The organism is Micromonospora chokoriensis, from assembly GCF_000718555.1.
Lineage (GTDB): Bacteria > Actinomycetota > Actinomycetes > Mycobacteriales > Micromonosporaceae > Micromonospora > Micromonospora chokoriensis_B.
Genome location: NZ_JOAN01000014.1, coordinates 16,026 through 30,527, shown reverse-complemented (window position 1 = coordinate 30,527; position 14,502 = coordinate 16,026). Strand labels below are relative to the sequence as shown.

At 72.7% G+C, this 14,502-nt stretch carries 11 protein-coding genes; 6 read left to right on the top strand and 5 right to left on the bottom strand.

Annotated elements, in window-relative coordinates:
• The first annotated feature begins 23 nt into the window (after positions 1–23).
• The 6 genes from uxaC (at position 24) to IF46_RS0119010 (ending at position 7,933) form a co-directional block, all read left to right on the top strand.
• On the top strand, positions 24–1,457 hold the full coding sequence (gene uxaC / locus IF46_RS0119035) for a glucuronate isomerase (protein ID WP_030489692.1): 1,434 nt from the start codon (positions 24–26) through the stop codon (positions 1,455–1,457).
• Complete coding sequence (locus tag IF46_RS0119030; RefSeq protein WP_030489691.1) at positions 1,454–2,758, top strand: enolase C-terminal domain-like protein; 1,305 nt, start codon at positions 1,454–1,456, stop codon at positions 2,756–2,758. The genes uxaC and IF46_RS0119030 overlap by 4 nt, the downstream gene beginning before the upstream one ends.
• Entirely contained in the window at positions 2,749–4,242 is a 1,494-nt protein-coding gene (locus tag IF46_RS0119025) for a mannitol dehydrogenase family protein (protein ID WP_030489690.1), read from the top strand. Before IF46_RS0119030 ends, IF46_RS0119025 begins: the two co-directional genes overlap by 10 nt.
• Positions 4,243–4,260: 18 nt before the next feature.
• Positions 4,261–5,472, top strand: coding sequence for a Gfo/Idh/MocA family protein (locus IF46_RS0119020; RefSeq protein ID WP_232234086.1), 1,212 nt, complete (start codon positions 4,261–4,263; stop codon positions 5,470–5,472).
• Positions 5,473–5,564: 92 nt separating this feature from the next.
• Positions 5,565–6,290: an HD domain-containing protein gene (locus IF46_RS0119015; RefSeq protein ID WP_030489688.1), complete on the top strand. Its 726-nt coding sequence runs from the start codon at positions 5,565–5,567 to the stop codon at positions 6,288–6,290.
• A 149-nt stretch (positions 6,291–6,439) separates the two neighbouring features.
• Positions 6,440–7,933, top strand: a complete 1,494-nt coding sequence (locus tag IF46_RS0119010) for an FAD-binding oxidoreductase (protein ID WP_030489687.1) — start codon at positions 6,440–6,442, stop codon at positions 7,931–7,933.
• Positions 7,934–8,154: 221 nt separating this feature from the next.
• Here IF46_RS0119010 and IF46_RS32620 read toward each other — a convergent pair whose 3' ends face one another.
• The 5 genes from IF46_RS32620 to IF46_RS34825 all read right to left on the bottom strand — a co-directional run bounded on the left by IF46_RS32620 (position 8,155) and on the right by IF46_RS34825 (position 14,502).
• Complete coding sequence (locus IF46_RS32620; RefSeq protein WP_084597956.1) at positions 8,155–8,934, bottom strand: AfsR/SARP family transcriptional regulator; 780 nt, start codon at positions 8,932–8,934, stop codon at positions 8,155–8,157.
• A gap of 137 nt (positions 8,935–9,071) precedes the next feature.
• Positions 9,072–10,199 (bottom strand): hypothetical protein, encoded by a 1,128-nt coding sequence (locus IF46_RS0119000; protein ID WP_030489686.1) that lies wholly within the window; start codon positions 10,197–10,199, stop codon positions 9,072–9,074.
• Between the two features lie 13 nt (positions 10,200–10,212).
• Entirely contained in the window at positions 10,213–12,561 is a 2,349-nt protein-coding gene (locus IF46_RS0118995; RefSeq protein ID WP_030489685.1) for a hypothetical protein, read from the bottom strand.
• A gap of 8 nt (positions 12,562–12,569) precedes the next feature.
• Complete coding sequence (locus tag IF46_RS0118990; RefSeq protein WP_030489684.1) at positions 12,570–14,006, bottom strand: baseplate J/gp47 family protein; 1,437 nt, start codon at positions 14,004–14,006, stop codon at positions 12,570–12,572.
• Positions 13,999–14,502, bottom strand: a complete 504-nt coding sequence (locus tag IF46_RS34825; RefSeq protein ID WP_030489683.1) for a hypothetical protein — start codon at positions 14,500–14,502, stop codon at positions 13,999–14,001. The genes IF46_RS0118990 and IF46_RS34825 overlap by 8 nt, the downstream gene beginning before the upstream one ends.

Sequence of the window (14,502 nt, the reverse complement as noted above, 5' to 3'; positions counted from 1 at the left end):
CCGGAGACGAGGAGCCGCACCCCGTGCCCACGTTCGACCACACCGACCTGCTGTTGCCGCCCGAACCAAGCCAGCGCGCGCTGGCCCGGGAGCTGTACGCCCTCGCGGCGGAGCAACCCATCATCTCGCCGCACGGGCACGTCGACCCGGCCCTGCTCGCCGAGGACCGCCCCTTCCCGGACCCGGCGCAGCTGCTCATCGTGCCGGACCACTACCTGACCCGGATGCTGCTCAGTCAGGGCGTACCCCCGGCGGATCTGGGGGTGCCCACCCGCGACGGCAGCCCGGTGGAGACCGATGGGCGGGTGATCTGGCGACGCTTCGCCGCGCACTGGCACCTGTTCCGGGGCACCCCGTCGCGGCTGTGGTTGGAGCAGACCTTCCGCACCGTGTTCGGTGTGCACACCCCGCTCGGCCCGAGCACCGCCGACGCCCTCTACGACGAGATCGCGGCCCGGCTCGCCGAGCCGGGCTTCCGGCCCCGGGCGCTGTTCGAGCGGTTCAACATCGAGGTTCTCGCGACCACCGAGTCGCCGCTGGACGACCTCGGGCAGCACGCCAAGCTCGCCGCCGACGGGTGGGGCGGGCCGGGCGGCCGGGTGGTCACCACGTTCCGCCCGGACGACGTGGTGGACATGGAGTTCGAGGGCTGGTCGACGAACGTGGACCGGCTCGGCGAGCGGGCCGGCGAGGACACCGGCACGTACGCCGGCTATCTGGCCGCGCTGCGGGCCCGCCGCGCCGCGTTCATCGCCGCCGGCGCGACCTCCACCGACCACGGCCACCCCACCGCCCGTACCCTCGACCTGACCCCGGCCGAGGCCGAGCGGCTCTACGACCGGGGCCGGCGTGGCGAGGCCGACGCCGCCGACGCGGAGGCGTTCCGGGCACACATGCTCGTGGAGTTCGCTCGGATGTCGCTCGACGACGGCCTGGTCATGCAGCTGCACCCCGGCGCGGTCCGCAACCACAACCGGTGGTTGCACGCCCGGCACGGCCGCGACGTCGGAGGCGACATCCCGCAGGCCACCGAGTACGTGCACGCGCTCGCCCCGCTGCTGGAGCGTTACGGCAACGACAGCCGGCTGCGGCTGGTGCTCTACACCCTCGACGAGGACACCTTCACCCGCGAGCTGGCGCCCCTCGCGGGCGGGTACGCGGCAGTGCTGCTCGGCGCGCCCTGGTGGTTCCTGGACTCCCCCGAGGTGCTGCGCCGATTCCGGGAGACGGTCACCGAGAGCGCTGGCTTCTACAACACCACCGGGTTCGTCGACGACACCCGGGCGTTCTGCTCGATTCCGGTCCGCCACGACGTGGCCCGCCGGGTGGACGCCGGCTTCCTGGCCCGGCTGGTCGCCGAGCACCGGCTGCCGATGGACGAGGCCGCCGAGACCATCGTCGACCTGGCGTACCGGCTGCCCAAGCGGGTCTTCAACTTCGGAGGCGACTTTCAGTGAGCGTCACCATCACCTCGGTCGAGGTGCACGACGTGCGGTTCCCAACCGCAGCCCGGGGCGACGGCTCCGACGCGATCAACCGGGGCGACTACTCGGCGACGTACGTCCAGTTGGGCACCGACGCCGGCCCGGTCGGCGCGGGGTTCACCTTCACCAACGGTCGCGGCAACGAGATCACCTGCGCGGCGGTGCGGGCCCTGGCCCACCACGTGCGGGGACGCACGATCGAGGAGATCGCGGCCGAGCCGGTCGCGTTCTGGCGCTCGCTCAGCGCCGACGTGCAGCTGCGCTGGCTGGGCCCGGAGAAGGGCGTCATCCACATGGCGACCGGCGCGCTGGTCAACGCGGTGTGGGACCTGCGGGCCACCCTCGCCGGCAAGCCGATGTGGCGGTTCCTCGCCGAGTTGCCCACCGACGAATTGGTGGCCAGCGTCGACTTCCGGCACATCACCGACGCGCTCACCTCGGACGAGGCGACGGCCATCCTGGACAAGGGACGCGACGGGCTGGCGGACCGGTTGGCGACGCTCGAACGTGACGGTTTCGCTTCGTACACCACCTCGGTCGGGTGGCTCGGTTACCCGGACGACAAGGTGCGGGCGCTGACCCGGCGCGCGTACGCCGACGGCTGGCGGGCGATGAAGATGAAGGTCGGCGGTCCGCTCGCGGACGACCTGCGTCGGGCCCGGATCATGCGGGAGGAGATCGGCCCGGACGCGCTGTTGATGATGGACGCCAACCAGGTCTGGGACGTCGACGAGGCGATCACCGCGATGACGGCGTTGGCCGAGGTCGACCCGTACTGGATCGAGGAGCCGACGCACGCGGACGACATCCTCGGGCACGCCCGGATCGCCCGCGCGGTGACCGAGTTGAGCGGCGGCCGCTGCCGGGTGGCCACCGGTGAGGTGGCCGCCAACCGGGTGGTCTTCAAGCAGTTGCTCCAGGCCGAGGCGATCGGCGTGATGCAGATCGACGCCTGTCGGGTCGGCGGCGTCAACGAGGTCCTGGCCGAGCTGCTGCTGGCGGCGAAGTTCGGCGTGCCGGTCTGCCCGCACGCCGGCGGCGTGGGTCTCTGCGAGTACGTCCAACACCTGGCGATCTTCGACTACCTGCGGGTGGGCACCGGGCTGGACGGTCGGATGATCGAGTACGTCGACCACCTGCACGAGCACTTCGTCGATCCGGTACGCACCCGCGGTGGCCGCTACCTGCTGCCCGAGCGGCCCGGTTACAGCGCCACCATGAAGCCCGCGTCGATCGCGGAGTTCCGCTTCCCGGACGGTCCGGCGTGGCGGTGACCGTGGGCGCCTCCCGGCTCGGCCTGGGCATGTTGCGCCGGCTGCCCGCCGAGGCCCGACCCCTGGTCCGGCCGGGCACCGTGCCGACCGGCGTCGTGCACCTGGGGCTGGGCGCGTTCCACCGGGCGCACCAGGCCGTCTTCACCGAGGCGGCGGTCGGCGCGGCCGGCGGCGACTGGGGCATCGTGGCCGTCGCCCCGCGCAGCTCCGCAGTGGTCGAGGCGCTCGCCGCGCAGGACAACCTGTTCACCGTCAGCACCCTCTCGGCCGCCGGCAGCGCCACCCGGGTGGTGGGCGCCCTGAGCGGCGTACGGCACGCTCCTCGCGACCCGGACGCCGTGGTGGCCCTGCTCGCCGACCCGGCGGTCCGCGTGGTGACCCTGACCGTCACCGAGAAGGCGTACCAGCTCGACCCGGTGACCGGTCAACTGTCCCCGGACGCGGCGCTCGCCGCGGACCTGGCCGGCGAGGGCCCGCCGAGCACGGTGCCGGGGCTGCTGCTGCGCGGGCTGGCCGCGCGGGCCGCCACGGATGCCGGGCCGGTGGCCCTGGTGAGCTGCGACAACCTGCCGGCCAACGGTCGACGACTGCGCGGCATGCTCGACCAGACGGTCGGGCGTGCCGGCGGGGTGAGCGCCGGGCTGGTCGAGTGGGTGGCCGGCAACGTCACCTGCCCGGGCACCATGGTGGATCGGATCGTGCCGGCCAGCACCCCGGAGACGATCGAGGCGGTACGCCGGGCGCTCGGCGTGACCGACCTGGCCGCGGTCGCCGCCGAGCCGTACGCGCAGTGGGTGATCGAGGACGACTTCCCCGGTGGGCGGCCGGGCTGGGAGCACGCCGGCGCGGTGCTCACCAACGACGCCGGCCCGTGGGAGCGGCTGAAGCTGCGCACCCTCAACGGCGTGCACTCGGCCATCGCGTACCTCGGGGCGTTGGCCGGTCGGGAGACGATCGCCGACGCGCTGGAGATCCCGCACCTGAGCGACGTGCTGCGCCGGCTGATCGCCGAGGACGTGGCGGCCAGCTTCATCCCGCCGGACGGGGTGCGGGTGGTCGACTACGGCGAGCAGGCCTTGGCCCGCTTCGGTAACTCGGCGATCCACCACCGCACCCTGCAGGTGGCGATGGACGGCTCGCAGAAGCTGCCGCAGCGCGTCCTGCACACCATCGCCGACCTCCGCGCGGCCGGGCGGCCCGCGCGCTGGGGCGCGTTGGTCGTGGCGTCCTGGTTGCGCTTCGCGCTGGGGTACGCCGACGACGGCCGGCCGTTGCCGTTCCAGGACCCCCTGGCCGGGCCGATCCGGGCCGCGCTCGACGACGGCGCGCAGAGCCCGGCTGGCGCGGTCGACGCGGTCTTCGCACTGCGTGAGGTCATCCCGGTGGAGGTGGCCGAGGACGACGAGGTCCGCGCCGACGTGATCGCCTGGTTGACCGCGCTGGAACGGCACGGCGTGGAGGCCACCCTGGCCGGTGCCCGGTGAACGGGCCGACACTGGCTGGTGCCCGGTGACAGGGCCGACAGTGGTCGGTCGGTGGTGAGCGGGGTGACGCCACCCCGGGTGGCGGTGATCGGGGCGAACGGGCACGGTCGCTGGCACCGGCGGGTGATCGCCCCGCTGCACGCCGCCGGGCGGTTGCGGCTGGTCGCCCTTGTCGACGTCCGGCCGGTCCAGGACGACCCGGTGGCACCGGTGCCGCCCGGGGTCGCGGTGTTCACCGACCATCGGGCGATGCTCGCGGCCACCCGTCCGGAGGTGGTGGTGATCTGCACGCCGCCGCACACCCACCTGGCGATCGCCCGCGACGCCCTGGCCACCGGTGCGGACCTGCTGCTGGAGAAGCCGCCGGTGCTGTCGCTGGCCGAGCACGAGGAGCTGATCTGGGCTCTCGCCGCCGCCGGCCGGGTGGCTCAGGTCGGCTTCCAGGCGCTCGGCTCGGCGGCTCTCACCGCGCTGACCGACGCGCTGGCGGCGGGCCGGCTGGGCACGGTCACCGGCATCTCCACGGTCGCCGCCTGGCAGCGGCCGGACGCCTACTACGCCCGTTCCCCCTGGGCCGGTCGACGGAGTCTGGACGGCCGCCCGGTGCTCGACGGCGCGCTCGCCAACCCGCTCGCGCACGCGGTGATGCAGTGCCTGGCGATCGCCGAGGCGCTTGCCGGGGCACCGCCCTGGCCGGTGGCGATCGAGGTGGAACGCTACCGGGTCCGGCCGATCGAGGTGGAGGACACCGCCGTGCTGCGGGTCCTGTTCCGTGCCGGGCCGCCGGTGCTGGTGGCGGTGACCCTGGCCGCCGAGGAGTTCGTGGCGGGCGAGGTGGTGGTGACCGGTACGACGGGGCAGGCGGTGCTGGAGTACCCGACCGACCGGCTGCGGCTGCCCGGCGACGTGGTGACCCGCCGGGTGCCGGGGCGACTGGGCCTGTTGGAGAACCTGCTCGCCCACCGGGTCGACCCGACCGGCGTGCCGCTGATCGCGCCGCTGGCCCGTACCGCGCCGTTCACCGCGCTGCTGGACGCGTTGCGGCCCGCGCCGGAGCCTCGGCTGCTCGACGGCGATCTGGTGACCACTGTCGGCGAGGGCGGGGAACGGATCCGCCACCTGCGGGGCGTCGTGGACGTGCTGCGCCGGGCCGCCGAGCGGGGGGCGTTGCCGAGCGAGCTGGCAGTGCCGTGGGCGTCCGCCGCGTACCGCGCCGAGCTGGCGGGATAGCGGGCGGCGCCAACTGGGATCGATGCAGACTCGCCGTCGGGTCGACGACGTACGGGCTCATCGATGTGGGGAAGATCGGCTATAAGTGACGCATGGACTTCCCGCCGCACCTGGGCAGCATGCCGATGCACGCGATCACCGAGATCCACGGCGAACCGGGCCTGCTGGAACGTTTCCGGTTGGAGGTCCAGCAGTTCGACGAGCCCGCTCGGGCGCGGTTGACCGCCGCGCTCGACCTCGCCGCCGAGCTGCACCGCGACGATCGACGCGTCCGCGAGCCGTACCTCAACCACCTGCTGCGGGTGGCGATCCGGTTGATGCACCACTACCAGGTGCGCGACGTGGACGTGATCGTCGCCGGTCTGCTGCACGACGCGGTCGAGGACCACCCGGCCGAGCTGGCCGACGGCGATCCGGGTGCCGACCCGACCGCGGCCGCGCTGAGCGCGCTCGCCGCCCGGTTCGGGCCGCGGGTGGCCACCCTGGTCGCCGCGGTCACCAATCCGGTGTACGACCCCGCGCGGGATCGCAACGCGCAGTACCGGGAGCACCTGGCGGTCAGCCTGGACCGGGAGCCCTGGGCCCGGGTGATCAAGGTGTCGGACTTCACCGACAACGGCGTGGGCGTGATCCACACGGTCGGGCCGAAGGTGGTCTCGTCGGCCCGGAAGTACCGGCCGTTGGTGCCGCTCTTCCGGGACCTGATCGGTCGGCCGGACACCCCATTGTCACCAGCGGTGAAGCGGCACATCTTCGGCCAACTGGACCTCGCCGAGGAGCGGTTCAGCGCCATCCTGGACCAGCCCGCCCCGAACTGACAGGCCCGCGGATCACCCGACCGTGTTCCGTGACAAGTTCTCGGATATTTGGTGAATCCTCAGCACTACGGTTGGTTTGCGCCAGATGAGAGGCATTCGTCCTCTTGGTCGACCTTTCTGGTGTGACCCCGATTGAGAGGATTCGGACCATGCGCGACCTTTCTCGTCGTGATCTGCTCAGGGCCACGGCCGTCGGCGCCGGAGCGGTAGCCATCCCGAGCATGATCGCCGGCAGCGCGGCAATCGCCGCCGACGGTCCCGGGTGGCCCGCCGACACGTTGTACCCGCCGGCGCAGCTGACCGGCCGTATCGTCCGCCCGCAGAGCCCCAACTACGCGCAGGCCAGCCTCGGCTGGGACGAACTCTTCGTGCACTACCCGCTGGTCATCGTCTTCGCTCAGGAGACCCAGGACGTGGTCAACGCGCTGACCTGGGCGCGGCAGCACAACGTCGCGCTGCGGGTACGCAGCGGCCGGCACAGCCTGGAGGGCTGGCCGAACGTCGACAACGGCATCGTGATCGACGTCAGCGAGCTGAAGGACGTCCACATCGACACCGCCACGCGCACGGCGAAGCTCGGCGCGGGGCTCACCCAGTCGGAGGCGGTGACCGCCCTGGGAGAGCACGACCTCGCGGCGACGACCGGCACGGAGGGGACCGTGGGTCTGTCCGGCGCGACCCTCGGCGGCGGCTTCGGCTTCCTCACCCGCTACCTCGGGATGGCCTGCGACAACCTGATCGGCGTGGAGATCGTCGTGGCGGCGGGCGCGGACGGCGCGAAGGTGCTCGAGGTGGACCCGTGGAACCACTCGGATCTGCTCTGGGCCCTGCGCGGCGCGGGCAACGGCAACTTCGGGATCGTCACCTCGCTGACCTACAAGGTCGCTCCGTTGAAGAGCGTCGCCTACCTGCAGGTGACCTGGCCCGGTCTCGGTGACCTGCACCAGGTCTTCGACGCCTGGCAGCGGGTCGGGCCCTTCACCGACCCCCGCCTCGGCACCCAGGTGGAGGTCCACCCGGACGAGATCCTGCTGTTCGCAGTGTTAGCGGACGGATCCGAGGCAGAGGCCAGGAAGTTGCTGGCGCCGATCCTGTCGATCGGCAACCCCACCATCACCGTGCAGATCGGCGGCTGGGGCGACGTCTACGCCGGCTTCCAGATCCCGAACGAGGAGGAGCCGGCGAAGTGGAAGTTCTTCTCCCAGTTCACCCGCGAGCCGTTCCCGGCGGAGGCGGTCAGCATCGTCCGTGAGTTCATGGAGAAGGCCCCTTCACCGGACAGCAACTTCTTCACTCAGGCCTTCGGTAACGGGGCGCAACGGCAGGAGCCGTTCGGTGGTGCGGCCTTCCCGCACCGCGACGCGCTCTTCTACTCCGAGCCCGGCGCCGGCTGGGGCACCCGCGGCGAACCCGACAGCGATGACGCCGTCACCCCGATCGCCCAGACCTGGATCGCCGAGTTCAGTCAGGCGCTGCGGCCCTACGTGGACGGCGCCTACGTCAACGTGCCGAACATCGGCATGGCCGAGTGGGAGACCGCCTACTGGGGGCGCAACTTCCCCCGGCTGCGCAAGATCAAGGCTAAGTACGACCCGCACAACGTCTTCCAGTACGAGCAGAGCATCCCGCCCGCGACGCACTGACCCGAGTGACCGGCGGTGCGGGCCTCACCACCCGCACGTCGGTCACCACCAATCCCACCCCAACCCAACCTTTGCTCTGCACCCGCGGAGGCGACGGCTACGGTCCGTGACTGGTGCCGATCCGGGTGCAGAGCAAAGGACCTGCGAGGCAGGTTGAGGTATCGCGCTGGCGGGCACGAGGGTGTTACCGCACGCCGGCCCGCAATGGGCGGTGCGGCCGCTCACGGATGCGGAAGCGCGGACCCGGACTTGCCGGCCTGCACGAGGTGTTCCAGCCAGGGTGTCGGGGCGACGCCCAACTCCCGGCCGAGATCGGCTCGGAACAGCTCGAACCGCCGTACCGCCTCGTTGATGTTGCGTTCCGCCAGGTGCACGGCGATCAACGCGCGGGTGGCGCTCTCCCGCAGCGGCTCCAACTGCACGGCGGTCAACGCCACCTGCACCGCCTCGCCGAACCGGCGCTGCGTGGTGAGCCACTCGGCGAGTGTCTCCAGCGCGTACAACTGGGTCTGGCGCAGCCGTTCTCGCTCGGTCAGCACCCAGTCGTCGTACCAGCCGGGCAGCAGTTCGCCGGTCGCCAGCGCCGGCACGCCGGGGCCGACGGCGAGCGGCGCACCACCGGAGAGCAGTGCGGCGGCCGCCGCGCCCAGGGTGGCCACGTCGCTGGTCACCCCGGCGGCCAGGGCCAGCCGGTCGTCCTCCTCCACCAGGGGCTCGGGGGTGACCCGGTGCAGCCGCCAGAGCATGGTGCGCAGGTTGGCTCGGGCCCGCTCCTCGTGCGAGCCGGGCCAGAGCGTGCCGGCGGCCTCGGACCGGCCACACCGCTGGCGTACGCCGAGGTAGGCCAGCAGCCGGCGGGCGCCCTGCGGCACCGCCACCACCCGCCCGTCGCGTTCCAACCCGAACCCACCGAGCAGCCGTAACGCGTACCGGGCGGGCTGTCCCGCGTCGGTCTCGGTTGCCCGGGTGCGAAGGTCCTGCGTTACCTCGTGCACAGCCATGCTTGCGCCTTTCGCACCCGATCGCCCCGTGGCAGTTCCACGCTCGGGTGTGGACGATCGACGCGCCAGCGCTGTGTCGCTTCACCGACCCGGCGAGCGGCGGAGATCAACCGTTCGCCGGATTCGGTCCCGGCCGTTCAGCGCAGCTTGCTCAGCGTCCGGGCGTACGCGGTCCACTCGGCGGCGTCGCCGACCTCGGCGCGTATCCCGGCCTCCTTCATGATGCCGAGCACCTGCTCGGGCTTCGCATCAGCCAGCTTGCCGAGGGTGCTGATCCCGGCGCGGGTCAGCGCCGCCCGGGCCTTGGTCGGCACCCCGGCGAGCATGGCGATGTCGGCGTCGGCGACGTTCTCCAGCTCGGCCTCGACGCCGAGCGCGGCGGCGACCGCCGACTGGGCCCCGACCGTGGTCCGGACGATCACCGCCTCCCGCTCGCTCACCTCGCCGAACATCGCGTCCACACTCTGGTAGGCGCTCTCGGCCGGCAGCACCTTGAGCACGTCGCGGACGGTCCGACCGTCGGCCAGCTCGTCCTCGCCGAAGAAGCGGATGAACTCGGTCAGCTTCACCTCGCGCGGGAAGCGCTGCCGGACGTCCCCGTTCTCGGCCGCGTACCGCTCCAGATAGGCCGCGCCTCGGACCTTCGGGCCCACGACGACGTCCACGCCGAGGGTCTCCACGGCGGGCAGCACGATGGTGCCGGCCTTGGTCTGCCAGATGCTGACCTTCTTGTCCATGAACATCGTGGTGCCCATGTACTTGCCGAAGTCCAGGGCGCCGATGTAGTTGGGGATCTGCTCGATGGCGTGCGGGCCGAGGGTCACCTTGTTCTCGTGCACCGTGGAGTGCAGCCGGTTGATCTCCGCGCGGATCTCGTCGAGCAGCCGGCGCAGGCTCACCCGCATCGCCGCCATGCAGGAGAACGCCTTGGCCAGGTCGGTGCCGAGGTGGTCCAGGTCGTGCTCGATGCGGTGGAACCGCTCGTTGAAGCCCTGCTCCCCCGGCGTCTGCCCGGCCTGCACCACGTCCTCGCCGTCGACCCAGTCGGTGTGGGCGAAGGTCCGGGCGAACGGCGGCGGCGCGCAGCCCGGCTCCACCGCCGGAAACGACTCGGCGTAGCTGAACACCCGCTTCGCGGTGCCCACGTTCTCGTAGATCCAGGACGAGACCAGCACGCTGGCGTCCGAGGCCGGGATGCCGTGCTGGGTGAATGCCTCGTACAGCTCGGTGACGGTCACCCCGTCGTAGTTGATCTCGCTCGCCATGGTGGTGTCCCTCTCAGAGCTGGTCGTACACGCCGCGGTGCCGGCGCTGCTGGAAGGTGCGGAAGGTGCGGGCCACCGCCGGGCGCAGCGGCTCGGCCGTGCCGTCGTCGTCGAGGTCGACGTGGTCGCGCCGAATGCCGAACGTGTTGATCTCCACGCCGAGCGGGCAGACCCTCGTCAACGCGTTCATCAGCCGCTCGTACTGCGCCAGGGTCAACGTCACCCCGTCGGGCAGCTCCACCCGGAACTCGTACGGGTCGGTCAGGCCCGTGCGCACGTAGGAGAGCGCCACCACGGCGACCACACCGGTGTGGGTGGGACGCAGCGTGGTCCGCGCGCCGACCGCCTTGATCTCCGCCGTGCCGCCGCCGAGCCCGACCGTGTACCACCGGAACCCGGTGGCCCGGCGCTCGCTGAGATTCAGCCCGGCCTGCGGCAGGCCGATCACGCTGCACACCAGCAGCACCCGGTTGCCCGTCTCGACCAGCGGCAGCGCGGCGGCGAGGTGCTGGTCGCGCAGCAACCGGACCAGTCGGGCCAGCCGGTCGCCGGCAGCGGGCTGGCCGGCGATCAGCGCGCTGGCCAACGCGGCCGGCAGCTCGATGGTCTCCAACAGCTCGTCGGGGAGCCGGTTCAGCGCGGCCACCACCGGTGCCGGGTCCCGCACCGCCGGCAGGCCGGCGGCGGCCAGCACCTGGTCCACCGGCTGCCCGGCCGGCCGGGTCGGCACCGCCGCCCACCGGGTCCGGGCCACCGCGTCGGTCAGCGGCGTCCACGCCGGCTCCCCGGCGTCGGTCCAGGCCCGCGCGGCGGCGGAGAGACCGGCCAGCAGCAGCGCGTTGCCAGCCGGGTCACCCGGTGCGTAGAACTGCGCCTCGACCGCCGCGTCCGCGCCGAGGGCCGCGCTCAGCGGCGCGGTCACCGCCAACCCTCGGGTGGGCAGGTGGGACAGGTACATCCTGGTGGTGCTGATCCGGTGGGTGGTCGGCAACCCGCACACCCGCCACAGCCAGGCCAGCTCACCGTCGGCGGCCACGGTGGGCACACCGGCGGCGCGGGCCGCGGCGATCAGCGCCTCGGCGGTCCGGTCGCCGGTGGCCGCCCGGCCGGTGTCGAGCACCCGGTTGCGCAGATCGGTGGCCTGCGCGGGGGTCGGCCAGCTGACGTCGACGCCGAGACCCAGCTCGTAGCGGCTGCCGCCGGCGTCGTCCTGGGCCCGGGTCACCTGCCACACGATCGTCGAGCCGAGCGCCCGGCAGACCCGCCCGGCCCGGTCCAGGGCGGCGGCCAGCGGCGGCGCGATGCCGTGCGCGCTGTCGAAGGCGTACGACTGGCGCAGGCTGGCCCGCAGGGCGGTGACCTCGGTCAACCGGCTGGCCGGCAGCGCCCGGCCGGCGTGCACGGTGTTGTTCGGCGGGGTGTTGGCGGGCAGGACGAGGCGGTCGCGGCGCAGTTGGGCGAGGAAGTTCGTGCGGTGCTGCGGATCACCGACGGCGACCAGTCGGATCGCCACCGCGAACCGGTCGTCGTCCTCGCGCAGGGTGAACCGCGCGCCGCCGGGCAGGTCGGCGAAGAGCCCGGTGTTCGGGTCGGTGTCCGTGCCGGGGCCGTTGAGCAGTCGACGCACCGCACCCGGGGTGGGCAGCAGGAACCGTCGGTAGAGCCCGAGCCGGTGGGCGTACGCGCCGTCCGACTCACGGGCCGGCGGGGCGAGCCGGCGCGCGTACACCTCGCCGTTGGTTGGCTCGTGCACCAGCTCGTCGACGAAGCGGGCCACGCCGACGTCGGCGCCGATCCGGTCCAGCGCGTCGCGGCGGGCGTGCGCCAGGGTTCGGTACGCGTGCACCTCGCGGGCGGCGCGACGCAGCCGGTGCTTCTCGTACGACACCAGGTAGAGCAGCCGACCGAGGTTGCCCTCCAGCACGGCCAGCTCGACCAGAGCGGGAAGCGCCGTACCGGTGACCGCCGTGGCGACGGCGCCGTCGACGGTCCGCTCGGCCGCCACGGCGACGGTGAACGACGCGACAAGCGCCTCGTCGGCGGTGTCCGGCACGTACGCGGGCACCGACGCACCGGCCGCCGACCAGGGCGCGAAGACCACCGGCGGCAGCACCCGCTCGCCGGTCCCGCCCGGGTCCACGGTGACCGTGACCCGGACGGTCTCCTCGACCAGGTCCCGACGCAGCACCACGGTGAGCAACGGGTGCCGGCTGGTCCAGTCCACCGCCGCCGCGCCGCTGGCGGCGATCGGCACCACCACCCGCCGGACGGTGCCCGGGTACGGGCCTTCCAACTGGTCAACGAGGTTACGTTCGACGGACGGGTCGGCCCCGTCCACCGGCACCCGGATGTCGGTCACCATGCCCCCGCTCAGACGATCCGGAACGGCCGGGGGTCGTCCCGGTCGACGTAGACGGGCACCTGGTTCGCGGCGAGCACCGCGTTGTCGCCGACCGGCAGTCGCTGCACCCCGTCGCCGGTGGGCGCGCTGCCGGTCACCACCACCGCCGAGTCGGCCGGGAAGCGGACCAGCCGCAGGTCGCGGACGTCCGCGACACCGGGCTCGTTCATCAGCGTCCAGATCACCTCGGCGGCGCGGACCGGCTCACCGAACGGCAGCTCGTCGACGTAGCGGCGTAGTCGGGCGTGCAGCCGGGCCCGCAGCTCGGTGGCGGCGGTGGAGGCGTTCACCGTCTCCTTCGAGCCGGTGGGCAGCGGCAGGCCCCGGATCACCAGGTCGGCCTCGACGCCGATGCCCACCTCGTCGGCCCGGTCCACCGAGGCGAAGATGCCCACCGGGCGCAGGTCCTCGATGACCGAATCGACGGCCGCGTGCAACCCGTCCGGGCCGTCCCAGATGGCCGCGGCGGTCGGCGCGACAAGCACCGTGACGTAGTACGGATTACCCAGGTCACGCTCGGTGCTGAAGACCCGCTCGATGAAGTTGAAGTTGCCGAAGATGGACTGGTTGAGGTCCAGCCCACCCCGACCGTCGAAGACCTGCACCTGGCGTACGCCGGGCACGGTGGCCACGGCCAGGCCGATCGCCTCGGCCGTCCAGATCGAGCGAGGCGCGGCGAGCAGCAGCTGCCGGTAGCGGGCGTCGGAGACCTGCTGCTCGCCCCCGGTCAGCGCGACGGTGTGGGTGATCTCCACCAGCTCCGCGCCGGCGGCCTGCTCGGCGTCGTCCAGGTCGGCCAGCAGGGTGTCGGCGCGGTTCCACCTGTCGATCTTCTGGCTGGCCTGCGTCGGGTCGAGGTTGTGCGCCGGGCCGGGGTAGAACGCGGCGACGGCCGGCACCCGTTCAGCCACGGCGGCGGAGAGCACCACCGTCTCGTCCAGGGCCACGTGGTGCCCGCCCGGTGTGGACAGCCGGGCGCCCCGGGGCAGCGTGAGCTGGGTGCGGCCGGTGGGCAGCGCCGCCTTCAGTCTCAGCTTCACCGTGCCCCGGGCCGACAGGTAGGGCCGGGGGATGCCGAGTTCCTCGCCGAGGCGGGTCAGCGCGTCGGCGGTCGCCGACACCACGTACGAGTTGTCGTAGACCGCGCCGAGCGCCGCCCACAGCCGGGCGTCCTCCAGCGCGGCCAGTTCGAGGACCTTGCGCAGCACGGCACCGCTGGTCAGGTCGATGTCGTCGCCGAAGAGCAGTCGGGCGGTGGCCAGCTTCTCGGCGAGCAGTCGGGCGAAGGACTTCGGAACGAAGCCGCTCTCGACGATGCCGAAGCCGGTCGAGCCGGTGGCCCGCAGCGCGGCGGCGTCGACGGCGAGGACGTCGGCCAGCTCGGCGGGGAGGGTGGGATCAGACACTGGGCAGCTCCCCGAGATGCACCGAGAGCCGGTCGTCGGTGATGGTTTCGAACTGGACCTGCACCTGGAGGGTGCGAGACGAGCGCAGCGCGGCTCGGGCGGCGTCATCGGCGCCGGCCGCGCCGAGCCGACCATCGTCGAGGTTGACGTCGACGATCTTGCGGACGCGGGGGTCGCGGTCGAGCAGAGTGATGATGCCGATGCGTACCTGCTCGCGGATCAGGTTCGGCTCGATCTGCTCGGCGAGGGCGTTGAGGCCGTCGAAGCCGAAGGTGGCGTCGAAGACGTTCGAGCCGCGCAGCGTGGTCAGCGCCACCGCGAGGCTCTGGGCCACGTTCTCGGTGCCGGCGACGAGGGCCAGCACCCGGCCGTTGGGGCCGTCGTCGAAGACGACGTCGCGGGCCAGGTCCACGCCGGGCATGGTGGGTTCGAAGGCGAGGCCCCAGCCGAGGTAGCGGCGCTGGGCGGCCTGCCGTTCCCGTTCGGTGCGGTCCAT